At 69.2% G+C, this 22,135-nt stretch carries 22 protein-coding genes and 4 pseudogenes; 11 read left to right on the forward strand and 15 right to left on the reverse strand.

Features of this window, described 5'->3' with window-relative positions; genetic code table 11:
* Positions 1 to 459: 459 nt before the first annotated feature.
* Positions 460 to 612: a hypothetical protein gene (locus tag AB0M11_RS34980; RefSeq protein ID WP_365712208.1), complete on the forward strand. Its 153-nt coding sequence runs from the start codon at positions 460 to 462 to the stop codon at positions 610 to 612.
* A 48-nt stretch (positions 613 to 660) separates the two neighbouring features.
* Here the strand turns inward: AB0M11_RS34980 and AB0M11_RS34985 are convergent, their stop codons facing one another.
* Genes AB0M11_RS34985 through AB0M11_RS35000 form a run of 4 tightly spaced genes read right to left on the reverse strand, consistent with a single transcriptional unit; the run spans position 661 to position 5,267 of the window.
* Positions 661 to 1,584 (reverse strand): carbamate kinase, encoded by a 924-nt coding sequence (locus AB0M11_RS34985; protein WP_365712182.1) that lies wholly within the window; start codon positions 1,582 to 1,584, stop codon positions 661 to 663.
* Between the two features lie 4 nt (positions 1,585 to 1,588).
* Positions 1,589 to 2,590 carry an ornithine carbamoyltransferase gene (argF, locus tag AB0M11_RS34990; protein ID WP_365712183.1) on the reverse strand — a complete coding sequence of 334 codons (1,002 nt, stop codon included), beginning with the start codon at positions 2,588 to 2,590 and terminating at the stop codon, positions 1,589 to 1,591.
* A gap of 19 nt (positions 2,591 to 2,609) precedes the next feature.
* Entirely contained in the window at positions 2,610 to 3,824 is a 1,215-nt protein-coding gene (locus AB0M11_RS34995; protein WP_365712184.1) for an arginine deiminase, read from the reverse strand.
* A gap of 27 nt (positions 3,825 to 3,851) precedes the next feature.
* On the reverse strand, positions 3,852 to 5,267 hold the full coding sequence (locus AB0M11_RS35000; RefSeq protein WP_365712207.1) for an amino acid permease: 1,416 nt from the start codon (positions 5,265 to 5,267) through the stop codon (positions 3,852 to 3,854).
* A gap of 639 nt (positions 5,268 to 5,906) precedes the next feature.
* Between AB0M11_RS35000 and AB0M11_RS35005 the strand changes: the two genes are divergently transcribed.
* Complete coding sequence (locus AB0M11_RS35005; RefSeq protein WP_365712186.1) at positions 5,907 to 6,362, forward strand: cyclic nucleotide-binding domain-containing protein; 456 nt, start codon at positions 5,907 to 5,909, stop codon at positions 6,360 to 6,362.
* Between the two features lie 27 nt (positions 6,363 to 6,389).
* The gene (locus AB0M11_RS35010; RefSeq protein ID WP_365712187.1) at positions 6,390 to 7,094 is read left to right on the forward strand and encodes a CBS domain-containing protein; all 705 of its coding nucleotides are present in this window, start codon (positions 6,390 to 6,392) and stop codon (positions 7,092 to 7,094) included.
* A gap of 96 nt (positions 7,095 to 7,190) precedes the next feature.
* On the opposite strand, the pseudogene AB0M11_RS35015 reads toward AB0M11_RS35010, so the two are convergent.
* Positions 7,191 to 7,446, reverse strand: a pseudogene (locus tag AB0M11_RS35015) (DNA-binding response regulator); the annotation flags it as partial.
* Positions 7,447 to 7,782: 336 nt separating this feature from the next.
* Here AB0M11_RS35015 and AB0M11_RS35020 point away from each other — a divergent pair.
* Positions 7,783 to 8,181 carry a hypothetical protein gene (locus AB0M11_RS35020; protein WP_365712188.1) on the forward strand — a complete coding sequence of 133 codons (399 nt, stop codon included), beginning with the start codon at positions 7,783 to 7,785 and terminating at the stop codon, positions 8,179 to 8,181.
* A gap of 132 nt (positions 8,182 to 8,313) precedes the next feature.
* A pseudogene (locus AB0M11_RS35025) lies at positions 8,314 to 8,457 on the forward strand (pyridoxamine 5'-phosphate oxidase family protein); the annotation flags it as partial.
* Positions 8,458 to 8,550: 93 nt separating this feature from the next.
* Here the strand turns inward: AB0M11_RS35025 and AB0M11_RS35030 are convergent.
* From AB0M11_RS35030 to AB0M11_RS35040, 3 genes and pseudogenes are all read right to left on the reverse strand, one after another.
* The gene (locus AB0M11_RS35030; protein WP_365712189.1) at positions 8,551 to 9,468 is read right to left on the reverse strand and encodes a universal stress protein; all 918 of its coding nucleotides are present in this window, start codon (positions 9,466 to 9,468) and stop codon (positions 8,551 to 8,553) included.
* A 127-nt stretch (positions 9,469 to 9,595) separates the two neighbouring features.
* A pseudogene (locus AB0M11_RS35035) lies at positions 9,596 to 9,798 on the reverse strand (pyruvate formate-lyase 1-activating enzyme); the annotation flags it as partial.
* A 169-nt stretch (positions 9,799 to 9,967) separates the two neighbouring features.
* A complete protein-coding gene (locus AB0M11_RS35040; RefSeq protein WP_365712190.1) occupies positions 9,968 to 10,408 on the reverse strand; it encodes a pyridoxamine 5'-phosphate oxidase family protein in 441 nt (146 codons plus the stop codon).
* A 177-nt stretch (positions 10,409 to 10,585) separates the two neighbouring features.
* Here AB0M11_RS35040 and AB0M11_RS35045 point away from each other — a divergent pair, with 177 nt between their 5' ends.
* Positions 10,586 to 10,972, forward strand: a complete 387-nt coding sequence (locus tag AB0M11_RS35045) for an STAS domain-containing protein (RefSeq protein WP_365712191.1) — start codon at positions 10,586 to 10,588, stop codon at positions 10,970 to 10,972.
* Positions 10,973 to 11,011: 39 nt separating this feature from the next.
* Here AB0M11_RS35045 and AB0M11_RS35050 read toward each other — a convergent pair whose 3' ends face one another.
* A complete protein-coding gene (locus tag AB0M11_RS35050) occupies positions 11,012 to 11,992 on the reverse strand; it encodes a hypothetical protein (protein ID WP_365712192.1) in 981 nt (326 codons plus the stop codon).
* A 296-nt stretch (positions 11,993 to 12,288) separates the two neighbouring features.
* Between AB0M11_RS35050 and AB0M11_RS35055 the strand changes: the two genes are divergently transcribed.
* Complete coding sequence (locus AB0M11_RS35055; RefSeq protein WP_365712193.1) at positions 12,289 to 12,885, forward strand: hypothetical protein; 597 nt, start codon at positions 12,289 to 12,291, stop codon at positions 12,883 to 12,885.
* Between the two features lie 205 nt (positions 12,886 to 13,090).
* Here AB0M11_RS35055 and AB0M11_RS35060 read toward each other — a convergent pair whose 3' ends face one another.
* The gene (locus AB0M11_RS35060; RefSeq protein WP_365712194.1) at positions 13,091 to 14,230 is read right to left on the reverse strand and encodes a helix-turn-helix domain-containing protein; all 1,140 of its coding nucleotides are present in this window, start codon (positions 14,228 to 14,230) and stop codon (positions 13,091 to 13,093) included.
* Between the two features lie 87 nt (positions 14,231 to 14,317).
* Here AB0M11_RS35060 and AB0M11_RS35065 point away from each other — a divergent pair, with 87 nt between their 5' ends.
* The 4 genes and pseudogenes from AB0M11_RS35065 (at position 14,318) to AB0M11_RS35080 (ending at position 17,649) form a co-directional block, all read left to right on the forward strand.
* Positions 14,318 to 15,379, forward strand: a complete 1,062-nt coding sequence (locus AB0M11_RS35065) for a ferredoxin reductase (protein WP_365712195.1) — start codon at positions 14,318 to 14,320, stop codon at positions 15,377 to 15,379.
* A gap of 7 nt (positions 15,380 to 15,386) precedes the next feature.
* Complete coding sequence (locus AB0M11_RS35070) at positions 15,387 to 16,505, forward strand: acyl-CoA desaturase (protein WP_365712196.1); 1,119 nt, start codon at positions 15,387 to 15,389, stop codon at positions 16,503 to 16,505.
* 564 nt (positions 16,506 to 17,069) lie between these two features.
* Positions 17,070 to 17,243 (forward strand): annotated as a pseudogene (locus AB0M11_RS35075) (transposase); the annotation flags it as partial.
* 25 nt (positions 17,244 to 17,268) lie between these two features.
* Positions 17,269 to 17,649: a hypothetical protein gene (locus AB0M11_RS35080; protein ID WP_365712209.1), complete on the forward strand. Its 381-nt coding sequence runs from the start codon at positions 17,269 to 17,271 to the stop codon at positions 17,647 to 17,649.
* 90 nt (positions 17,650 to 17,739) lie between these two features.
* Here the strand turns inward: AB0M11_RS35080 and AB0M11_RS35085 are convergent, their stop codons facing one another.
* The 5 genes from AB0M11_RS35085 to AB0M11_RS35105 form a co-directional block, all read right to left on the reverse strand.
* Positions 17,740 to 18,315, reverse strand: a complete 576-nt coding sequence (locus tag AB0M11_RS35085; protein ID WP_365712197.1) for an RICIN domain-containing protein — start codon at positions 18,313 to 18,315, stop codon at positions 17,740 to 17,742.
* Positions 18,316 to 18,625: 310 nt separating this feature from the next.
* Positions 18,626 to 20,032, reverse strand: coding sequence for an IS1380 family transposase (locus tag AB0M11_RS35090; protein ID WP_365712198.1), 1,407 nt, complete (start codon positions 20,030 to 20,032; stop codon positions 18,626 to 18,628).
* Positions 20,033 to 20,275: 243 nt separating this feature from the next.
* The gene (locus AB0M11_RS35095; protein ID WP_365712199.1) at positions 20,276 to 20,605 is read right to left on the reverse strand and encodes a hypothetical protein; all 330 of its coding nucleotides are present in this window, start codon (positions 20,603 to 20,605) and stop codon (positions 20,276 to 20,278) included.
* 196 nt (positions 20,606 to 20,801) lie between these two features.
* Positions 20,802 to 21,137, reverse strand: coding sequence for a carboxymuconolactone decarboxylase family protein (locus tag AB0M11_RS35100; RefSeq protein ID WP_365712200.1), 336 nt, complete (start codon positions 21,135 to 21,137; stop codon positions 20,802 to 20,804).
* Positions 21,134 to 21,691 carry a hypothetical protein gene (locus AB0M11_RS35105; protein WP_365712201.1) on the reverse strand — a complete coding sequence of 186 codons (558 nt, stop codon included), beginning with the start codon at positions 21,689 to 21,691 and terminating at the stop codon, positions 21,134 to 21,136. The genes AB0M11_RS35100 and AB0M11_RS35105 overlap by 4 nt, the downstream gene beginning before the upstream one ends.
* Positions 21,692 to 22,135 lie beyond the last annotated feature (444 nt).

The raw sequence follows: 22,135 nt of genomic DNA on the forward strand, positions 1-22,135 counted from the left end.
ACAAATATCCCACCCCACCAGCTAATACTACATCACATTCTTGTTGTGTGGTTTTATGTGGTTTGCTCTCCCTTTCTTGGCGGGGGGGGGGGGGCCCCGCCCCCCCCCGCCGGAGCAAGCCGACGCGGGCCCTCACATGTCACGAGCAATCACAGGCGTGTCACCAACCCCGCGGACACACTCACGCCACAAGGCTCTGACCTGGACTTACGTGTTTCCCCTGGACCAACTGGACGCCCGTGGACGGTTTCTACCACATGTGCCATGTGGTACCCAGTGAGGGACCCAGGATCAGGACCGGAGCGTCTTCTGGCCCGTCGAAGCGGTATTGCAGGGTGTTCGGGGGTGTCTCACTCACGCCCCAGACCCTCTCACGTCTCACGAAATCTCACACGGCCAGGTGAATCCGGCGGCTCGTGACCCTCGCGGCGCGGCACGCCCGGCACCGCCGAGACCCTCATGGGAATCGTGTTCGCCCTGGCCCGGGTCAAGCAGGTACTGCTGAACGATCTGCAGGCGTACGGTCTGGCGGACTCGGTCGGGAGGGAGCTCATCCTTCCGACGCTGCCGACCGCGGTGGCGGGGTACCGCGCCTGGTGCGGCGGGCGGTAGTCGCCCGGCCCGGGTGGCGTTCCCCGGCCGGGTGCCACGCCCACGGCATCAGCCGACAGTGAGATCCGGCCGGATCAGTGTGCCCGACGTGCCGTGGACGATCTCGTAGGCCGCGTCCAGGGCACCGATCGCCGCCAGTCCTCCGGTGCGCTCCACGAACCGTGCCGCAGCCTCCGTCTTCGGTCCCATCGAGCCGTCCGGGAACCCGCGGCCACGCAGGTCGCCGGGGGTGGCGTCGAGGACCGCCCGCTGATCCGGGGTGCCGTAGCGGTCGTAGACGCAGGGGACGTCGGTGAGGATGAGCAGGAAGTCCGCCTTCAGGTCCTCGGCGAGCAGGGCCGCGGTGAGGTCCTTGTCGACGACGGCCTCCACGCCGCTCAGCGCGCCCGTGTCGCAGTCGGCGGTGACGGGAACGCCCCCGCCGCCGGCGCACACGACCAGCGTGCCGTCCGTGAGCAGTTCGTGGATGGTGTCCGTCTCCAGGATCCGTTCGGGCGATGGGGAGGCGACGACGCGGCGCCAGCCGGTGGTGTCCCGGGCGATGTGCCAGCCCAGCTTGCGCGCCAGTGCCTTGGCCATCGACGCGGAGTACACCTGGCCGACGAACTTCGTGGGCCGCTCGAAGGCGGGATCGTCGACCCGGACGAAGGTGTGGGTGATGAGGGCGGCGATACGACGACCGGGGAGCGCGTTGTGGAGAGTGCGCGCCAGCAGGGAGCCGATCATGCCCTCGGTCTGGGCGCCGAGCAGATCCAGCGGGTAGGGGGCGCTGAGGGCGGGATCGGCCGCGCTCTCCATGGCGAGCAGGCCGATCTGCGGGCCGTTGCCGTGGGTGATGACCAGCTCGTGTTCCTGTGCCAGGGCTGCGAGGGAGGTGGCAACCCGGTCGATGTTGGCCTGCTGGACAGCCGCGTCGGGGCGTTCGCCCCGGTGCAGCAGGGCGTTGCCGCCGAGGGCGACGACGATGCGCATGGCTTCAGTCCTCCAAGGTGGCGACGAGTACGGCCTTGATGGTGTGCAGGCGGTTCTCCGCCTGGTCGAAGACGATCGAGGCGGGCGAGGAGAAGACCTCGTCGGTGACTTCGAGGCCGTCCAGGCCGTAGTCCTCGAACAGCTCCTGGCCGAGCTGGGTGCGGCGGTCGTGCAGGGAGGGCAGGCAGTGCATGAACTTCACGTCCGGGTTGCCGGTGAGGGCGAGCGTCTTGTCGTTGACCTGGTACGGGAGCAGCAGCTCGATCCGCTCCCGCCACGTGTCGGCTGGTTCTCCCATGGAGACCCAGACGTCGGTGTGCAGGAAGTCGGCGCCGCGTACGGCGGTTTCCACGTCCTCGGTGAGGGTGATCCGGGCTCCGCTGCGTTCGGCGAGGGAACGGCACGTGGCGACCAGCGCGGGCTCGGGCCACAGCGCCTTCGGTGCGGCGATCCGTACGTCCATGCCGAGCAGCGCGCCCATCGAGAGCAGGGAGTTGCCCATGTTGTTGCGGGCATCGCCGAGGTAGCAGTAACTGATGTCCGGCAGCGGCTTGGTGCTGTGCTCGTGCATAGTGAGCATGTCGCACAGGCTCTGGGTGGGGTGGGCGGTGTCGGTCAGTCCGTTGTAGACGGGGATGCCGGCGTGGGCGGCGAGTTCGGTGACGATCGACTGGGCGGAGCCCCGGTATTCGATGCCGTCGAACATCCGGCCGAGCACGCGGGCGGTGTCGGCGACGGACTCCTTGTGGCCGACGTGGGTGTCGCCGGGGCCGAGGTAGGTCGTCGTCGCGCCCTGATCGGCGGCGGCGACCTCGAAGGCGCAGCGGGTGCGGGTGGAGGTCTTCTCGAAGAGCAGGGCGATGTGCCTGCCAGTGAGCCGCGGTCGTTCGGTGCCGATTCGCTTGGCTGCTTTGAGGTCGGCAGCGCGATCGAGAAGGTGGTGGATCTCGGCCGCGGTGAAGTCGAGTTCGCTCAGGTAGGAGCGGCCTCGCAGGTCGATGGTCATGGTAGTGGTCCTTGGGGGCTCAGGCGACCGGGTCGCGTTCGACGGGGCAGCTCATGCAGCGGGGGCCGCCCCGGCCGCGGCCGAGTTCGGCACCGGCGATCGTGACGATCTCGATGCCCTGTTTGCGTAGATAGGTGTTGGTGGTGACGTTGCGCTCGTAGCCGACGACCACACCGGGTGCGAGGGCGAGGAAGTTGCTGCCGTCGTCCCACTGCTCGCGCTCGGCGTTGCGGATGTCCTGGGGGGCGGACAGCATCCGGACCTTGTCCAGGCCGAGAGCCTCGGCGAGCACGGTCGCGAGATCGGAGTTCGCGGTGACGTCGAACCCCGTCTCGCGACTGTCACTGGGCCTCAGCGTCCACGAGCGCAGGGAATCCGCGAGGCCGGGATAGATGACGAACGCATCGCGGTCGACCATGGTCAGCACGGTGTCCAGGTGCATGTACGCACGGGTCGCGGGCAGTTGGACGGCGATCAGCCGGCTCGCCGTACCGGCCGCGAAGAGCCGGGCGGCCAGGTTCTCCACGGCCTGGGCGGTGGTGCGCTCGCCAAGGCCGACCATGACGGCGCCGTTGCCGAGGACGTGGACGTCCCCGCCTTCCAGGGTGCCGACGGGCCCCTCGAGCAGGGGGGCGGGCGCGACGCCGGCGAACATCGGGTGGAACCGGTAGATGGCCTCGGCGTGCAGGCTCTCGCGCCGCCGGGCTGGCTTGGCCATCGGGTTGACCGACACCTGGTCGTAGATCCAGCAGGAGTTGTCGCGGGGGAAGAGGTGGTTGGGCAGCGGGGCGAGCGCGAAGTCGTCGGTGCCGAGGGCGTTCCACACCAGGCTGTGCGGCGTGGCGAGCGGCAGGTCGCTCTTGAGGAGGCCGCCGATCAGGTATCCGGCGAGCGTCTCCCCGTCGAGTTCGGCGCACAGTGCGCGCACCGGGTCGATGAGGGCCGGGCCCACGGTGCCGGGAGTGATGACCCGGTCCAGGAGCCAGTCGCGGGCCTCGGCGATGTCGAGGGTCCGCGCCAGCAGGTCGGCGAAGTAGTGGACGCGGGCGCCGTGGTCGCGCAGGACCTGGGCGAAGGCGTCGTGCTCCTCGCGGGCGCGCTTTGCCCACAGGATGTCGTCGAAGAGCAGGGCGTCGACGTTGCGCGGGGTGAGGCGGGAGAGTTCGAGGCCGGGGCGGTGCAGGATCACCTGGCGCAGCGGGCCGGCCTCGGAGTCGACATGGAAGGTGTTCATCGCAGAGGTTCCTCTGGCTCGGGGCGGTCAGTCGTGGGGGTGGAGGTCGTTCCGCTTCCCGGGTCCGCCGATGCGGCGAGTACGGATCCCGCGGGAGAGCCGCTGGGGCGGCGTGGGCGTTTCAGGTGCCCGCTCCTGCTGGACCGGGATGGCTGTCGTCCGCAGCTGCGTGGTTTCGCCGAAGGTGTCCTGTCCCCGCTTCAGCCACACGTAGACGGGGATGCCGAGCAGCAGGACGAACAAGCCGTAGTAGACGGTCTGGTAGCCGCTTCCCTGGATCGACCAGTACGAGAAGGCGAGGGCGAGCCCGGCGACGGTGACGTCACGGGCGAACCGGCGGGGGCTGAGGTTCTCCCGGCCACGGACCAGCAGCCAGTAGAGCTGGGCCGCTGCGGAGAACAGGTAGGGGATCACGGCGGTCAGCACGCTGAGCAGCACGATCTTGGTGAAGACGTTGTCGAAGCGCGTGTAGCTGAACACGGTGATCAGCGAGGCCAGCACGGTGGAGGCGACGATGCCGAAGGCCGGGACGCCGCCCTCGCCGCGCAGCCGGGCGAAGGCCTGCGGGAAGAGGCCGTCGCGGGCGGCCGCGTACGGCATCTCCGCGCACAGCATGGTCCAGCCGTTGAGGGCGCCGATGCCGGAGATGATCGCCGCGACGGCGACGATGTCACCGGCCCAGGTGCCGCCGAAGATGTTGTTCGCCGCGTCGGTGAAGGGCGCGGTGGATCCGCCCAGCTTGCCGTGGGAGACGGTGCCGAAGACGGCGAGGGAGCCGAGGATGTAGATGACGGCGCAGATGAGTGTGCCGTAGACGGTGGCGCGGGGGACGTTGCGCTCCGGCTCGCGGACCCGGCCGGCGACGACGGAGGCCGCTTCCAGACCGAGGTAGCTGAACAGTGCGATGGCGCCCGCGGCCGAGATCGCGCCCAGTGCCGACTGGCCGCTGGCGTTGAACGGGCCGAAGTTGTGGGAATCGATGAACAGCAGCCCGACGGTGGCCATGAAGATCAGCGGGACGAACTTCAGCACGGTCGTGATCACCTGGAACGCGCCCATGTTGCGGACGCCGGTGAGGTTGATCGCGGCGGGAATCCACAGCCCGACGAGCGCGAGCAGCACCGAAACCCACTTGTCGTGCCCGGTGTTGACGAAGACCTCGACATAGCCGACCCAGGCGACGACGATGGCCGCGTTGCCGGCCCATGCCGTGATCCAGTACGACCAGGCGTTGAGGAACCCGGCGAACTCCCCGAATGCCTCGCGAGCGTAGACGTACGGGCCGCCACTGGCCGGGACACGCTTGGAAAGAGCGCCGAAGGTCAGCGCCAGCGCGAGCGCGCCGAGGGTCACGGCGACGAACGCGACGAGAGAGATCGGCCCGTACGGGGCGAGGGCGGAGGGCAGCGCGAAGACTCCGGTGCCGATGATGCTGCCGATCACTAGCGCGGAGGCGGCGGGAAGGCCGAGCGCCGTCGTGGGCGCTGTCCCCTTTCCGTCTCCTGTGGTTCTGGGCATGGCTGTGGCTCCTTGCAGTCCGGTGCGGGTGAGTGGATCCGCGAACTGATCCTTCTGCTCCTCAGCCGCGCACGGTCAGCGGCCACACGGCCCACACGCGACCCCGATGGTCCCTCTGCGGTGGGCCCGCACAGCCCGGCTCGTCCGCTTCCCGGGGCTCCTGGTCGCAGGACATGGGCTGTTCGGTCCAGCGCGTGGCCCGGTCAGCCCCATCGTCAGCACCGTGCCGAGCCCGACAATCGAGGGCAGGAACCACGGCCGGGCTCCCGGCGCGTTGCCAACCGGCCGACGGTGCCATGACCTTACGGCTCGTTTCGAGATGGGGGCGGTCCTCCCGAAGGCCCCCAGGAGCCGCGAGGGCTTCCGCGCGAGCCTCGTGCAGGGGAGGCATGATCCTCGCGCCACGGCCGCCGCCCTCGCCGACACCGGGGCGGCGGCCGTCTTCACTGCCGTCTGCACTGGGGCCGGACGGCCCCGCTCCGGCCCCGATGGCCCCTCCCCGGCAGGGGGCGCGCGCCACACGCTGGAAGGACCAGTTCGTACACCGCGACCGGGAGGCCGGCCATGAACACCCCGAGCATGCTGCGCGCGCTGCCCATCCAGCACCGGCAACGGCTCATGCGTCTCGCCCGGGAGGTGTCCTTCCCGCAGGGGACGCGCATCTTCGACGAAGGGGCGCGTGCGGACCGGTTCTGGATCATCCGCACTGGCTCCGTCGATCTCGACACACACGTCCCCGGCCGACGCCGCGCCATCATCGAGACCCTCGGTCACAACGAACTCGTAGGACTGTCCTGGCTGTTCGCACCGCACGTGTGGCATCTGGGCGCCACGGCGGCGACCCCGGTACAGGCCTACGAGTTCGACGCCACGGCCGTGCGCTCCCTCTGCCAGGACGATCCGGCACTCGGCCTGGCCGTCACCCAGTGGACCGGCGACGTACTGGCCCACCGCCTCCGCGCCACCAGGACCCGGCTGCTGGACCTCTACGCCCCCTACGGCGCCGCAAGCACCGTGTGAGAGATCCGATCCGACGAAGGAGTCACCGTGCACAGCACCCCGCACATCGTCAGCGACGTCATGTCCCAGACGGTCGCCGCCGTCGGCCGACGGGCCGCCTTCAAGGAGATCGTGCAGCTCATGCAGGACTGGGAGGTCAGTGCCCTGCCCGTCCTGGAGGGCGAGGGCCGCGTGGTCGGCGTCGTCTCCGAGGCCGACCTGCTGCCCAAGGAAGAGTTCCGCGACAGCGACCCCGACCGGGCCACACAGCTGCGCCGCCTCGACGACCTGGCCAAGGCCGGCGGGCTCACCGCGGAGGACCTCATGACCTCCCCCGCTCTCACCGTTCGCGCGGACGCGACACTCGCCCAGGCCGCACGGACCATGGCGCACGCCAAGGTCAAGCGTCTGCCCGTCGTTGACGACGTGGGCATGCTGCAGGGCATCGTCAGCCGCGCGGACCTGCTGAAGGTATTCCTGCGCGACGATGAGGAGATCGCCGAGGAGGTCAGGCGGGAGGTCGTGGCGTATCTCTTCCCTGCGCCGGTGTCAGCCGTGCATGTTGAGGTGCGCAACGGCGTCGTGCAGCTCATCGGCCACACCCGGGACACATCCCTGGTCCCGGTGGCCGCGCGCCTGGTCCGGGCCGTCGAAGGCGTGGTCGACGTGGAGTTCGAACTGACGCGCTCGGAAAGCCCTGCGGAGCCGACCGCTGCTCCCGCGAAGGGGGGCGGAAACCTGTCCCCGGCCTGAGCAGCTCCTTGCAGAACAGCGGGATCCTCGCCGGGCCCTGCTGACCCTCCACCACCGGCACCCGGCACCCGCCATGTCCGTCTCACCGGCCAGGTTTCAGTGCTCGCCCTGCCGCTGCCGGTCCTGGACCTGGGTGGCGATGACCGCGGCCTGGATACGGCGCTCGACGCCGAGCTTGGCGCTCGGTCAGGCCTTGCAGTCCGTCGGGCTGCTGTTCCTCCTGCCGGCCGCCGCGAAGCCTGGCCATCAGCTTGATGGTGGCGCCGGCATCGAGCAGGGACTGGCCTCCGGCCACGGTTCGCACGGCGGACACCAGGTCCGAGCCCTGGCTCTGCTTCACCGGGTTGCCGGCGCCGGGCTGCTCGCTGGCCGTCACCAAGCTGCTCCCTGGCTCCGCGCTCCGCACCGATGTCCGCTCGTGGACGGAACCGGCCCTCCGTTCAAAGATCCTTTCCCGTATCCGGGCCGAAGGGCCGGGGCCAGTCGGCCCAGTTGTCCACCCGTCCCGCGGCCACGGCTCTGAGGATCTGGGAAGCCGAAGCCGAACGGGGGCCGGCACACCCGAGTCACACCGTTCCTATGGTGAAGGTCCAATGGCCCCGCTGCTGGGGCCTGACAGCCCTGGGACAGGACCACTTCTCGCGGAAGTCTGGAGCCGCTGCGAAACGATCAGAAGGAGTGGGAGCACATGACTGCCAAGGACACCGGCACCCAGGTCACCAGCACCGGCGCCGTAGAGGTGCGCGTGGAGGGCGACGTGGACGAGGAAGCCGTCGCGTACCTGAGGGAGAAGGTCGACGCGGTCCTCGGCCGACCCGGGGTTCCAGCCGTGAGCGGTGCGGTGAGGATCGCCAGGGCGGTGGCACACCAAGCCGAGCGGCCCTGGTCCGCCGGGGCCGAGCTCGTCGTGGGGAACGCCCTCGTGGTCGTGCATGCCCAGGAGGCCACGGGCCACGAGCTGGCGGACCGGCTGCAGGACCGGCTACGCAGCCAGATGAACCGTGTCCTGCACCGCAGGGAGGAGGCCCGCAGGTCGGCCACTCCGCCTCCGTGGCGCGGCGGCCGTGCCGACAGCGCCAGTGAGTAGTGCCTTCACGATCCTCCGCTGCGAGGCGGTCATCTACCCCGCGTACGGGTGTCCTTCACCTCGGCGAGGGGAAGTGCCGGCCAGACCGCCCAGCCAGTCCGGACCAGTGCCGATCAGTCCCCGGAAGGGACCATCGACACCGACCCGGAGGAACTGGCCCGTTACCAGGCACTGCTCGACCCCTGGGTGCACCGGGCCATGGACTACGCGGTACGCATCCGCCCGGACCTGGTGACCGGCGTGCGGCTCACCGCCGACGAGTCCGACGGCGACTGATCGCTGTCCGACTGCACAGCCATGCGGCGTGAGAACCCTCCTGGTTCTCACGCCGCGTTCGGCCGAAGTTGGTCGTGCCCGCCGGGTCGCCTTTCAATCGTGGGGGACCACCGCGACCGGTGCGGTGGCGTGCTGCAGCACCGCATGGGTGACGGGGCCGATCGCAGCGCCGATCGCTGTCCGCCGTAGTCGGCGGCCGACCACGACCAAGGACGCGTCGCGCGAGGCCTCCACAAGGTGGGAGCCTGCCTTGCCGATCACGGCCTGCTCTGTCACCTCGACGCCGGGGAAATTTTGCCGCCAGGGCTCCAGCGCCTCGGACAGGGCCCGGTGCATCTCCCCGGTGAGCTCGTCGTGCAGTTCGGCGTTGAGGTCGCCGCCATGGTCGTAGTAGGGCAGGTCCGGGCTCCGGCCATGGACGACGCGCAGCCTCGCCGCGCGCTGCGAGGCTGCCTCGAAGGCGAATCCGATCACGGTGTCGTTCGGCGTCGCAGAGTTGAGACCCAGGACGACGTCGCGGAAAGGTGTCGTCCCGGAGCCGAAGGCACCGGGCTGGTGTTCGTCCTCGGGGCGAAGGCCGCCCCGTACGAGGACGACAGGCCGTTGGCTGGCGGCCACGACCGCTTGGGCGACGGACCCGACCAGGAACCCGGCTACGCCGCTCAGGCCGCGAGAGCCCAACACCAGCAGGTCGGCCTCCTCGGCCGCAGCGAGCAGGGCGGGGAGGGGCTCTTCAGTGAGACGGTCGGTGGTGACTCGCAGGCCCGGGTGGTGCCGCGCGATTGCTGCTTCGGCCTCGCGAAGCATGCGGTCCGCCCAATTGCTCTGCACGTCCAGGCTCAAGGGCGGCCGGGGTACCCCGCCCGGGGGCGCGTACATGGACGGCTGCCGCCCCAGGGCGTGGACGAGGTGCAGCGGGACATCGCGGAGCAGGGCTTCCCTGGCCGCCCATTCGGCGGCGGTCAGGCTCTGCGGGGATCCGTCCAGGGCTGCGGTGATGGTGCGGGACATCTCGGCCTCCTTCAAGGGCACGAACTCAGTCTTGAGGCCGGGTGCTTGGGAATGGAGAGGTCTCAGGTCCCTGTGCACGGGCCAGTTGGCCCACCCCGGAGTGCACGTGCGACGGAGATCTGCCGGCTCACAACGCCCGCAGTCCGTGCTCCCGGAACTGTTCACGCACCCGTTCCGCAGGCTCCGGGTCGGGCCCGGGGGTGTCGCGCAGCGGGAAGTCGATGCCCAGGGCGTCGTACTTGTGGGCACCGAGTGTGTGGAGGGCAGGACGTCCACCCGGTCGACGTTGCCCAGCCCGGCCAGGAAGGCGCCGAGGCCGTCCACGGCGGACAAGCACACCGGCAACACCCCCGACGGCCGGCGTGCCGGCGCGGCTCCACTGATGATGCTCCGCACGCGCCCCGGGGCGGGGCAGGGTCTGCGGAACCCGTCGCCGCGCCGTCCGGCCCCGCACCGTTGGGCCCTTCGGTCCGAGTCGCGGGCACGTGGTGCCCCGCGGTCAGGCGGAGAGGTGCAGGCCGTACATCGTGCGGCCGGCGGCGAGTTCACGGCCGGTAACCAGTTCAGGCTCGATGCGCACGAAGACCTCCTCGGGTGAGGGAGCCCAGGAGCGCGGACCGATCCTCTCCAGGCGGGCCGCCTCGGGCGGATCCCTCACGATCTCGGCGCGGCCGGTGACGACGACGCTCCAGCCGGAGTGTGTGTCCACGTGGGCCGCATCCGCCTCGAAGGCGACGACCGCGCTGTCGACCGCGCGGGCCAGCTCGGAGGTGGCTGAGGTGCGCAGCAGTACCGCTCCGTCGGTGTCCAGGCCGAAGCCGACCGGCACGACCGCGGGCAGCGCCTGGCGTGTGTAGACGATGCGGCCGACGGGAGCCGTCGCCAGCAGGCGCAGGCACTCGTGACGACCGAGTTCGCGGAAACCATCGTTCGGGTACATGAGTCAGCCCGCCTTTTCGCCCGGTGGAGGGGTCACAGTCCATGCTGAGCCCGCGAGCGGCCTCGGGTGAGGGCCACGGGTCCCGCACGGACCAGAGAGCGGCCCGAGGAAACGCGGCGGCGAAGGGGGGCCGTACGGCCCTTCCGGCGCGCCTATAGGCCCGGGTTTCCTCGGACCATGGCCGAAACCCTCGTCACCTCCGCACCCCGCCACACCGAGCGTGCCGCCGACGGGACGACCGTCGTGGAGCTGCGCGGCGAGATCGACATCCTCACGGCACCGTCCCTTGGGGCGCGCCTGGACGATCTGACGGCGGTCGTCCTCCCCGACCTCGTGGTGGACCTTCGCGCCGTGTCCTTCATCGACTGCGCCGGACTGGGGATGCTGTGCCGGGCGCGGAACAGGGTCATGGAACGGCACGGCCGGCTACGTCTGATCACGGACAGCGGCCGGTTCCTTCGCGTACTGAGCGGTGCGGGACTGGATGGCGTGTTCGAGATCTTCGGTCGCCTGCCCGAGGCGCTGAGTGCGGCGCCCGGCCGGATCCTGAGCGGCGCGGGCTGACTGGACCGTAGGCGACTCGGGCGGCCCGGTCGTTGAGCGTCATCCCACCTGATCTGATGCACGTCGCGGAGTGGCCGGGCCCTCCGGGCCGTAACCGAGGCGGATCAGCATCTGCGCATGGCCGATGAGGTCCGGTACGGGGCTCAGGTCGCGGCGCAGGTCGGGCCACTCCATCGACTGGTGCAGCAGGGAGGCACGCACACCGTGCGCCGTGGCCACCAGCAGGACGTGCTCCAGCGCCTGCCCGGCGCGCAGCCAGTCACTGCGACGGTCGTGCCCGGTGGTCAGCAGGGCCACCACAGGCAGGGACTCGAAGGGCTGGGCGGGGAGCCGCTCAGGGTGGCGTTCCGCGGTGAAGTCACGCATGGGGAGCTGCTCGTGCGCGTCCTGCGGTCCCAATGCCGCTTGGGGAATGCCGACGTCGGCAGAGTCGTCCCGGTCCCGGTGCACCCATCGGCGGCTCTCCACCGCCCGGTCGGGGTCGGTGCGGTTGCGGTGCTCAGCCGCCATGACCACGCGCAGGAGCCGAGCCGTTTCGTCGGCCCCGGGAAAGGTCAGGGAGGCGCCTTCCGTTTGAGCGGCGTCGGCGAGTTCGGTGCGAATGCCGGGCGGGAGCGGCCTGCCGGAGAAGGGGAACCTGCTGCTGTGCCTACGCCAGATCACCGGGTAGAGGTCGGGACGGTGCCCCGCGGTGTGCCGCTGGGCCGTTCCGGACAGTCGGAGGCTGGCCAGCACGCCCGGGTCCTCGGGATCCGGCAGCAGGCGTACGACGGGTGCCCAGCCGAAGTGGGCTGTCGCGACGCGGAGGTTGAAGACAGCGGCACCGACAGACAGGTGCAGGGCTCGGCCGACCGGATCGACGTGGCGCAGGCCGCGCTCGGGTGCGGCGCAGACCTCCAGCGCGACGGTCTCCGGGTCGAGCCGGAAGCGCCATGGCTGGGTGTTGTAGATCGAGGGCGCGGCCACGGCGGCCGAGATGCAGGATTCCAGGGTCGCGGCGTCAAGGGGCACGGTTCGCATGATGGCCTCCTCCCGTACGTAGTCGGACAGTTGCACGTGTCCTACGAGCGTGAGGGCGCCGCTGCGCAAGGGTGAGGGGCCGATGGTCCCCTTGCCAGGCCCGTTCAGGGCACACCCGACCACTGCACACGGGCAGAGAACAGCGGATCGACGACCCGTGCGTGTTCTGGGCCGAACGGTCCTGCTTCAGCATGGGCTTGGCCCGATGGGCCCTCCGCTTCCGCCTGATCGGCCCATGCCATGGGACGGCTGCGGCTGTCACCTTCGTGTGTGTGACGACGAGGAGGTACGGAGAGATGCATGAGGACAGGCGCGCAAACAGGAAGCGCAGGCGGACGAAGGTGCCGCTGTGGCGGTGGCGGAGTAATCCGATCCGGCGACGCGACGACGTCCTCGAGGCATGGCTCGTGCTGGCCATATGGGTGCTCATCGCGGTGGGCGGCACGGTGGCCGGTTTGGTGACGGCCCATGCAACCGACCAGGTCTTCGCCCAGCAACGGACCGAACGGATCGCCGTTCCCGCTGTTGTCCTCGATGATGTCCCGCGTACCGCGACGGCGATCGGCAGGGACCTGGCCTCGACAAAGGTCCGCTGGACGACCTCCGACGGCGCCACGCACAGCGGCATGACCCTGCTGACCACCGGGAGGAAGGCCGGCTCCACGGTCAGGATCTGGATCGACGCCCAAGGGAAGCTGACTACACAGCCACCGACGCCCACCAAGGCGGCCGTCGAGGCGGGACTCTTCGGCTTCTCCGCCGCCCTCGCCCTGAGCGGCGTGGTGTTCGGGATCGGGAGCGCCGGGCGGTGGTACCTCGACCGTCGGCGCATCCGGCAGTGGGCCAGCGAATGGACCCTGGTCGGGCCGCAGTGGGGCCACCAGAACAGTTGAGGCCAGAACCGAAGCCGAGGAATGGATCAGCTGGGGCAGCGGCCACCGTTGAACGCGTTGTCCTGCCGACAGTCCGCCGCGGGCCTGATGGAACGGCAGCTGGGCGACTCGTGGTGGAACGCTGCCTGTCAGCCGACGACGTCCAGGTGGACGCCGAGCACGATGCCGGGATCCGCCGGGAATTCGTGGACGGTCGAAGTACGCGTCAACTGGCCCGAAGACCGACCGCCAGCGTCAGCTCAAGGACCCGGTGTGGCGATGCGAGATCCGGAAACAGCTCCCGCAGCTGCGACATCCGGTACCGGACTGTCTGGGGATGGACGAACAACGCCGCCGCCACCTCGTCCCGCCTGCCCTGGTGCAGCAGCCACGCCCGCAACGTCTCCTCCAGCCGCCGTGCGGTCGCGACAGGCAAGGCGCGCAACGGTGCGAGGGCTCGGGCACGCAGGTCAGCGAACGCGTCCACGTCGGCGCTCAGCACCAGCTCGGGCAGGTGGTCCTCGGTGTCGTGGATATCACAGGAGAGGGAGCGCGCGCGTGCGGCTCGTGCGTACGAGGATGACGCACGAGTCCATGGCCGGGCCGGGCCGACCACGGCGGTGCGGTCGGTCAGCTGCCGCAAGAGATGTGACCGGTCGGCATCGGGGACGAGCAGCACACCGGTGGCGTCCGGCAGATCGTCGAGGACGAGGGTGCTCGGGTCGAGTGTGCGGTAGGCGGGCCGGGCCTGGGCGGCGGGCAGCAGGATCGCCGTCAGCGTAACCGGGGGCTGCCATCCGGCCCGTTGAGCAGAGGCCAGCAGCATGTCCGGGCTCGCTCCGGCGAGGAGGTCGCGGGCGAGGTGTTCCAGGTGGCGCTCGCGGGCCCTGCCCCGGGCGGCCAGTTCGTCGGCGTGGCCCGCGGCGCTCGCGGCGGAGAGCTCGTCGATGTAGGCGAAGGTCAGCTCGGCGAACTTGGCGACCTCGGCGGCGGGCAGACCTGCGGGTACGGCACCCGCTGCCAGGCATCGCCAGGCCACGCGGGCGCCGACGCGGTAGGCGCTGAGCAGGGCGTCCATCGAACGGCCGTCGCGCACCTCGCCGCGGCCCAGCTCGTAGGCCGCGTCACCGCCGTCGCCGCCCGTGGCGTTCCCGCTCGCGAGGTCCAGGTAGTGCCCGAGGGCGGTGCGAACAGCTCGGCGGATGGTGCCGCCCATGCTGCCCGACAGGGCGTTGGCGTAGGGAGGGACCTCGTCGATGATCGCCTGGACCACCTCGTCGGCGGTGGTCTTCAGTGCGGCCCTCAGTGCGGTGACCGTCGTCTCATCCAGGGCCAGTTCGCTGGCCCTCTGGGTTACACGACTCACGTTTTTATTCCCTGCGAACAATTCCACCCACCAGATTCACGTCCTACGGTCAGGACTTTACGCCCTGAGACGCAGCAAGCTGGAGTCATGACGAGTGCAGCCCTTCGCAGCAGGGCGTGGAAACTGCTGGAGATGGTCACGACGCCGCTGCTGCCGTCGGACTACCTCGACCTGGTCAGCCCCCTGCGTGCGGGCGCCGACCTGCGGGGGCGCATCGAGGCCGTGCACCCCGAGACGGATTACGCCGCGACTGTCGTGATCAGGCCGGGACGGGGCTGGCGCGGCCACACAGCCGGTCAGTACGTGCGGATCGGGGTCGACGTCGACGGCGTACGCCTGTGGCGTGCCTACTCCATCACCTCGCCGACGAACCGCCAGGACGGCCGCGTCACGATCACCGTGAAGGCGATCCCGGACGGCAAGGTCAGCAACCACCTGGTCCGCAGGGCGAAACCGGGCACGCTGATCCAGCTCGACCAGGCGACCGGTGACTTCGTGCTGCCGCCGGCCAAGCCCGCCAAGGTGCTCTACCTGACGGCCGGCAGCGGCATCACACCCGTGATGGGCATGCTGCGCGACACCGAGTTCGACGACGTCGTCCTGGTCCACTGCGCGCCACGGGCGCAGGACGTGATCTTCCGAAACGAACTGCACGACCTGGTCGCGGACGAGAAGCTGCGGCTCATCGAGGTGCACACCGACACGGACGGCATGCTCGACATCGCCCGCCTCGACGAACTCGTGCCCGACTGGGCCGAGCGCGAGACCTGGGCCTGCGGACCCGCGGGCCTGCTCGACGCCGCCGAAGAGCACTGGAGCGAACACGGCGTCCAAGAGCGCCTGCACACCGAACGCTTCCGCCCCGGCATCGTCGTCGCCGGCGATGGCGGCGGCGGCGAGGTCACGTTCAGCGCCACCGGCAAGACCGTCGACTCGGACGGCGCCACGCCGTTGCTGGACGTCGGCGAGGAGGCCGGCGTGCTCATGCCGTCCGGGTGCCGTATGGGCATCTGCTTCGGCTGCGTCACGCCGCTCAAGGCGGGCGCCGTCCGCGACCTGCGCACCGGCGAGATCACCGAGGCCGAGCCGGGCGTCCTCATCCAGACCTGTGTGTCCGCCGCGGCGGGCCCTTGCGACATCGAACGGTAGGAGCACTTTGACCGCCATCGACCCCACCGCCCACCTGACGGCGGAGCAGATTGAGGAGCTAGGCCGCGAGCTGGACGCGATCCGCGACGAGGTGATCGCCGGCCGCGGGGAGAAAGACGCCGCCTACATCCGTAGGGTCATCTCGGCGCAGCGCAAGCTCGAGTTGGTCAGCAGGGGCGTGCTGCTGTTCTCGATCTTCCCGCCGGCGTGGCTGCTCGGCACCGCCGGTCTGTCCGTGGCGAAGATCATGGACAACATGGAGATCGGCCACAACGTCCTGCACGGCCAGTGGGACTGGATGCGGGACCCGAAGATCCACTCCACCACTTGGGAGTGGGATCACGTCTCGCCGTCCGAGCAGTGGAAGCACGCGCACAACGAGCTGCATCACACGTACACCAACGTGATCGGCAAGGACAACGACCTCGGCTACGGCATCATGCGCGTCGACGAGGACCAGGAGTGGCACCCGTTCCACCTCGGTCAGCCGCTGTGGAACTTCATCAACGCCTGCTTCTTCGAGTACGGCATCGCGGCGTACGACCTGCAGCTCGGCAAGAACCTGCGCAAGCGGCGCCGCAAGAACCCGGAGTTCCGCGCGCGGGCCAAGGCCGTGGGCCGCAAGATCCGCAAGCAGGTGCTCAAGGACTACGTGATCCACCCGCTGCTGTCGGGACCGTCGTTCCTCTCCACGCTCGCCGCCACGTTCACCGCGAACCTGGTCCGCAACATCTGGTCCCACTCCGTGATCATGTGCGGGCACTTCCCCGAGGGCGTACAGGTCTTCAAGCGCCGGTCGATCAAGGACGAGACGCGCGGCCAGTGGTACCTGCGCCAGATGATGGGCTCGGCGAACATCAGCGGCAGCAGGGCCATGCACTTCATGACCGGCAACCTGTCGCACCAGATCGAGCACCACCTGTTCCCGGACCTGCCGAGCAACCGGTACGCCGAGGTCGCGGTGAAGGTGCGCGCGCTGTTCGAGAAGTACGAGCTGGAGTACGTCACCGGACCGCTGCCCAAACAGGTGTTCTCCGCGTGGCGCAAGGTCTTCCGGCTCTCGCTGCCGAACAAGAAGCCCGAGGTCAAGGCGCCGGACCGTGAGCAGGAGCTCGTCGCCGCCTGATGGATACAAGCGCCTGGCTCACGAACCCGAGGTCAGGCGCCCTTGGCCGCAGGCTCCAGAACCGCCACGCACTCCGCGTGATGCGTCACCGAAAACCGGGCAGGCCACCTGCACAAATGGCTGGTCTCAAACGCTTACGTTCGCGCGTGACACCCGGACGCAGGCCGGCCAGCCGTGCGATCTTTCCACCGGGCGTCGTCGGCGCCCGCTGGACCTCGAATACCAACGGAAGGAGATGCTGGCAGGCTTGCGCGACCATAAGCAGTCCGCGGACGAGAAGCCCGTGGGTCCCACGGCGAGGGTTGGCATCGTCTCATCCACCGCAGGTGTGTGTCATCACTACACCCTCGCGTCAAGTGCTCGCTGGAGGAGAACCCCGGGGGTGCGGTGGCCACCGCCGGAGCTGCAGCACACCCGCTCGGGAGCGAGCGGTGGCCCGCGGACTCGGGGCGTGCGTTCTCAGAGGGCGGTAGGTAAGTGCATAAATGATGTGCCGTCACCTGCACGTGTGGCAGCACGGTGTTCCGGCCGGTCGGCGGGCTCGGGCGTGCTGGGCTGGACACCGTGAGCGAGCGCAAGCCCTGCAAGACCGACCTGTCCGACGAGCAGTGGGCGCTTGTCGAGCCGGTGATCGCCGCATGGAAGACCGCACACCGCTCGGTCAGCGGTCACCAGGGTCGGTACGAGATGCGGGAGATCGTCAACGCGCTCATCTACCAGGGCCGCACCGGCCTACGGGATCTTGATGCTGCACCGCAGGCTGGTGCGCGACTACGACCTTGCGGTCTGCGGTGTCTGGGGCGAGAACAGCACGGGCATGGTGGTCAACAACTTCGGCAAGCGCAACGCGTCAGCGAGCCACTACGTCACCCCGCTGAAGATCGGCTGGAGCGGAGGGCCGAACTACCCGGCTGACTGCGTGGTCTACATGGTCAGCCACGACGACATCATGAACGGTGTCTCTGCCGACACCTGGGCGTCGAACGTCCGACAGCATCTCTCGTACATCCAGGACGGCTGGGGCGGAACTCGTGGAACTACTGGAACAACTTGGGTTACTTGGCTAACACGGCCTTTCCCTGTGCGGCCGACACTGACGCCGTATTCATGCCCGTGGCATGCCACTCCTATGCCGCTGGAGTAATCAACTCGCTCCTCGCGAGCTGACGAGGCGCCCCAAAAAATGACCATGGGAGGGGGCGCGGGAAGCGGCCCCTCCCTGGATCAGGCTAGTTCAGTAGCCCAACCTCCACTTCTGATATCCACCGTCGTTGCCTAGATGCGCGTACGCGTTTCCTGAGTAATTGCTGTCCAGATACCAACCCGAGGAGACGCTCCTGAACCTGACCACGTCCCAGCCCGTCCCCTCAGCGCGCCATAGCTGGGCAATGGCGCAGGTCCAGCAGACGGTGCTGCACGAAGGGTGCCCCAGACTCACATTCGTCCCGTTGACCTCTGCGCTCAGGCACGTGTGGGTTCCAGCGTTCCTCAGCTGGACTACGTCATAGCCTTCATTTTTGATGAAGATGGGCTCCCAGCGCATGAGATCATTCGTCTGGTCGCAGGATTCCGTGTGAACATATCCGCCAACGAGGCTCAGGCAGAGCCCGGTTTCCCAGTTGCGCAGCGTGTTCACCCCGACGTAATCGGCGGACGCGGGGCTCGCATTGAAGACTGAGAGCCCTACAACCATACCGAGGGCAGCTACAGCCGCCCATCCGCGGCTCGCGAGACGTCTCATGACCGAATTCCGGGCGGGGTTCTGCGCGTCACTCACGGCATCCGCCTTCGACCTTCCCGTGTTCACCATGCCTGACTCCTCTTCGCCTTTTACTCGGGTCGGCAGCATTGCCTAGCAAAGATCATCGGGGGTAACGGCGGCTGACGGCTGCTCGGCGCCGTTCTCCGCGTCTCACTGGCTGCCGCGGGTCACGATCGTGCCAGGCGTGCACGGCCATTTCGGCCCTAGCCTCGCCGTTTCGGTTGCGGTGATGAGGCGTCCTTGAGGGGTAACTGTCGGGTGGCCGAGGCGATTTCGGTGTTCGGACATGGTGGAGACCCGGCGCGGTGGTCGGGTTCTCCAAGGTCCTTCGGGTCGTCGGCGGTCAGGGATGTACTGGTCAGCCGGCGGGACGGGGCAGTGCGGCGAGGCGGTGGAAGGCCGTGGCCAGTTCGTTTTTCCAGGGCCAGTTCGCGGAGATCCGCAAGCGCAGGCGTCGGCCGCCGCGGGTGAGGCGGGCGGCGACGTGCAGCAGCCGGTAGCGGAGCTTCTTCGGCTCGGCAGCGGCCAGCTCCCCGTCCAGCAGCAGGACGCGCGTCCAGGCCAGCAGGTCGATCGCCGCGAGGCTGAGTTCGAGCCAGACGGCGTTGACGGCGAAGTGGCGGGAGGGGAAGCGGCCGAAGCCGGTGGTCTTTCCGCACCGGATGTGGTCTTCGACGGTGGCATGCCTGCGGTGGCGGACCTCCAGGAACTGGGCGGATCCGCCCCCGGAGTATGGGGTGTCGGTGAGGAACACCTGATGGCGCAGGCCCTCGTCCTGGTCGAACAGGGACAGTTGGGCGCCGGGGTGCGGCCGCTCTCGGCGCACGATGATGCGGGTGCCAGCCGGGTAGCCGTCCAGACTGACCATGCCGGTCAGCTCGGCGACCTCTGCGCCATCCCGCAGAGTGCCGTCCTGGTCCAGGGCGGGATGCCAGAGGCGGTCGGGCATGGTCCGGACAGCGCGGCGGACCGGCTCGGTGATGGCGTATCCAACCGAGAAGAAAGTACGGATTCCTTGTTTCCGCAGGTCGCGGACGTGGGCGAGGAAGGCTTTCGCGGATCCGGCGCTGTCGGCGCGGACCAGGATGTCGGTGCCGTGCCGGTGGGCGTCGGGGATCTGCGCGAGCGCCTGGTCGAGCACCGTGATGTGGTCGGCGGCGGCGTTGGCGCCGGAGTTGCCGGGCCGCAGCCGCCCCGACACGGCCTCGCCGGTGTTCGCGAGGAAACACAGCAGCGGATGGAAGCCGAAGCCGCCCTTGTAGGTGGGTGCGGCCTGCTCTTTCTCGGAGTGGCAGGTGACCAGCGTGGCGTCGAGGTCCAGGACCAGGCCGGGAAGTTCTCGTCCGCCGGCCCGGGCAGTGGGGATGCCTTCACCGGTCTCGGCGGCCTGCAGCCAGGCGACTTCCCGAGCCGAGGCGCGGGCCGCTCGCAGCGAAGCGAGTGCAGCCTCGTCGGTGTCGGCGAGCAACCGCCAGGCCGTCGGTGTCGAGGCGACCGGGCCGAACACCTCGGCCTGGTCCCGCAGCACGGCGAGGTCCGCGATGGCCTCGCCGCCGTCGGCGAGCATCACCGCCAGGTCGGTGGCGATCCGGCCCGGATCATGTCCGGTCCCGCGCGGCCGAAGCGGCCTGAGAGCGGCGGAGTACGCGGCGGTCAGCCCGGTGGCATCGGCAAGATCCGCCAGCAGCCGTGCCCCGGCATGCCCGACCACCCCCGAGCCATCGGCACTGACACAGATCTTGGGACGCAACCCGATACCCTGCACGTAGAAAGTGCCCTCCGCCTGGACCGACAGAACCCCTCAGCAAGGTTCATCGTTCCAGGTCAGGAAGGCACTTTCGTGTTTCCGCCCCAAAGCCATCCGTACCCAAGTGAAACGGCGAGGCTAGCGGCCGTTCAGCGGCTAAGTACAGGGAAACCTGACGCGAACCGTCGTGTCCTCGCTGATCTTCATCGGACGGCTGCCTGGGGGGGCGGCCGGGTGGCCCGGAGCGAGCCCCCGGCCATGTCAGAGGGAGTCGAGGGTGCCGGTGAGTACGACGGTGACGAGTTCGGTGCGGGAGCGTTTTCCGGTGCGCGCGAGCAGCCGGGTCAGGCGTCCGCCGACCACGTCTCCGTTGAGCCGCAGGACGGTGGCGATCTGGCGGGTGGTGAGCTGTTCAGCGAGCAGGTGCTCGTTCTCGGCGGTGGCCTGTTTACGGCCGGAGACGGTGAGTCCGGCCTCGCGCAGTGCGGTCCTGGTGTGGAAGCGCCACAGGGTGGCACCGGTCACACCGAACAGTTCGTATGCCTCGTGCAGCAGCGCGGCCGGGCCCACGTCCACGTCCGCAGCCGCCACGAGGGTGGTCGCCGTCTCGAACGGCAGGCCGCGGGAGCGGAAGCGCCCACTGCTCGTCGGACAGGTCGGTCTTGTAGGGCTTGCGCTCGCTCACGGTGTCCAGCCCAGCACGCCCGAGGCCGCCGACCGGCCGGAATACCGCACTGCCACACGTTCAGGTGACGGCAAATCACCTATGCACTTACGTACCGCCCTCTCAGTCCAGGAGCGTGCGGGCCGCGATGGCCGAGGCGCTGATGGCTGCCGGGAAGCCGGCGTAGAACGCGATGTGGGTGATGAGCGCCGCGAGTTCGGTCTGGGTCACTCCGTTGTCCACGGCCCGCCGCAGTTGCGCGGGCAGTTCCTCGGGGCGGTAGAGCGCCACGACCGCGGCGACGGTGGCGATGCTGCGGTCCCGGGGACTGAGCGCGGGATCCGCCCACACCTCGCCGTACAGGGGATCCTCCACCAGCTCGGTCAGGGCCGGGGTGAAGGCGCGGGCCATTTCACGCGGCGAGGCAGGCGTGGAATGCGCGTCGGGCTGCGCGGTCACTGTGCGCTCCGTGCCTGGGCGTGGCGGGCGATGCTGGCGGCGAACAGCGGGGTTTCCCGACGGTTGTGGTCACCGGAGGCGGCCTGCCGGGCGGCGGCGGCCTCCTCGAAGGTGCCGCCGGTCTTCTCGATGAAGTCCATGAACTCCTGGGTGGGGTGGCTGGTGACCTGGTTGGTGTAGGTGACGGTGCCGTCGCCGTTGTCCTTGGCCGACAGGTCCCAGATCACCTGGACCGTCGTCCAGCCGTGCGGGGTGAGGACATCGGAGGTGGACACCATGTGGCAGTGGTGCTTCTCGGCGATCTCGGCGACGTAGTGCTGGATCACCAGCCCGGTGCCGATCATCTCCACGTTGATCGACATCGGCCGGCCGTCGTCGGTCGTGGTGTAACCGGCCGCCTTGTGGTCCGGCGGGGCGCAGCGCTGGTACTCCTTGTCCGGGAGGTTCAGCAGCCATTCGGCGATGTCGATCGCGTCCCAGGGCGCGTCGAGCGGAGCGTGCTCCGTCGAGGCGGACAGCACCAGATCGGTCAGGACCTTCTTCGCATCACTCATGATGTGTTTCCTTCTGTGGGGGCCACGGCTGGTGCCGGGCCGGCTTGTGCAGGTCATGGCCGACCGGACACTGCCGGTTCGTCCACCCTTGGTGATCCGCCGACTGCCTTGTGGCCATCGACCGGAGGGAGGCGACCAGGGGTTCGCCGCCTTGTGCCGTCACCGTAGAACCGGTGGACAAGGGGTCCATGCTCGTCAGCGCACGGCCGCTGGACCCACCGTGCACCGCGCGTCGAGCACGCGCAGCTCATGGGAGACAGTCCAAGCCGCCGTGTGCGAAGAGCAGTGCCCCTGCCGCGGAACCGAGCGACCCGGCCGCGAAGTACGCGGTCATGTAAGGGTGTCCGCAAGCTTCGTCTTCGTCCCGGCGAGGCGCCTCGGCGCCTGTGTCACGTCTGCCATGCATCTACAGTGGCGATAAACAAACAAGAGGTCAAAGACCGG

Source organism: Streptomyces sp. NPDC051987, from assembly GCF_040680735.1.
Taxonomy (GTDB): Bacteria; Actinomycetota; Actinomycetes; order Streptomycetales; family Streptomycetaceae; genus Streptomyces.

Coding starts and splice junctions, on each gene's coding strand:
- AB0M11_RS34980 (WP_365712208.1), top strand. CDS start 460: ATGGGAATCGTGTTCGCCCTGGCCCGGGTCAAGCAGGTACTGCTGAAC.
- AB0M11_RS34985 (WP_365712182.1), bottom strand. CDS start 1,584: ATGCGCATCGTCGTCGCCCTCGGCGGCAACGCCCTGCTGCACCGGGGC.
- argF (WP_365712183.1), bottom strand. CDS start 2,590: ATGACCATCGACCTGCGAGGCCGCTCCTACCTGAGCGAACTCGACTTC.
- AB0M11_RS34995 (WP_365712184.1), bottom strand. CDS start 3,824: ATGAACACCTTCCATGTCGACTCCGAGGCCGGCCCGCTGCGCCAGGTG.
- AB0M11_RS35005 (WP_365712186.1), top strand. CDS start 5,907: ATGAACACCCCGAGCATGCTGCGCGCGCTGCCCATCCAGCACCGGCAA.
- AB0M11_RS35020 (WP_365712188.1), top strand. CDS start 7,783: ATGACTGCCAAGGACACCGGCACCCAGGTCACCAGCACCGGCGCCGTA.
- AB0M11_RS35030 (WP_365712189.1), bottom strand. CDS start 9,468: ATGTCCCGCACCATCACCGCAGCCCTGGACGGATCCCCGCAGAGCCTG.
- AB0M11_RS35040 (WP_365712190.1), bottom strand. CDS start 10,408: ATGTACCCGAACGATGGTTTCCGCGAACTCGGTCGTCACGAGTGCCTG.
- AB0M11_RS35045 (WP_365712191.1), top strand. CDS start 10,586: ATGGCCGAAACCCTCGTCACCTCCGCACCCCGCCACACCGAGCGTGCC.
- AB0M11_RS35050 (WP_365712192.1), bottom strand. CDS start 11,992: ATGCGAACCGTGCCCCTTGACGCCGCGACCCTGGAATCCTGCATCTCG.
- AB0M11_RS35055 (WP_365712193.1), top strand. CDS start 12,289: ATGCATGAGGACAGGCGCGCAAACAGGAAGCGCAGGCGGACGAAGGTG.
- AB0M11_RS35065 (WP_365712195.1), top strand. CDS start 14,318: ATGACGAGTGCAGCCCTTCGCAGCAGGGCGTGGAAACTGCTGGAGATG.
- AB0M11_RS35085 (WP_365712197.1), bottom strand. CDS start 18,315: ATGGTGAACACGGGAAGGTCGAAGGCGGATGCCGTGAGTGACGCGCAG.
- AB0M11_RS35105 (WP_365712201.1), bottom strand. CDS start 21,691: ATGAGTGATGCGAAGAAGGTCCTGACCGATCTGGTGCTGTCCGCCTCG.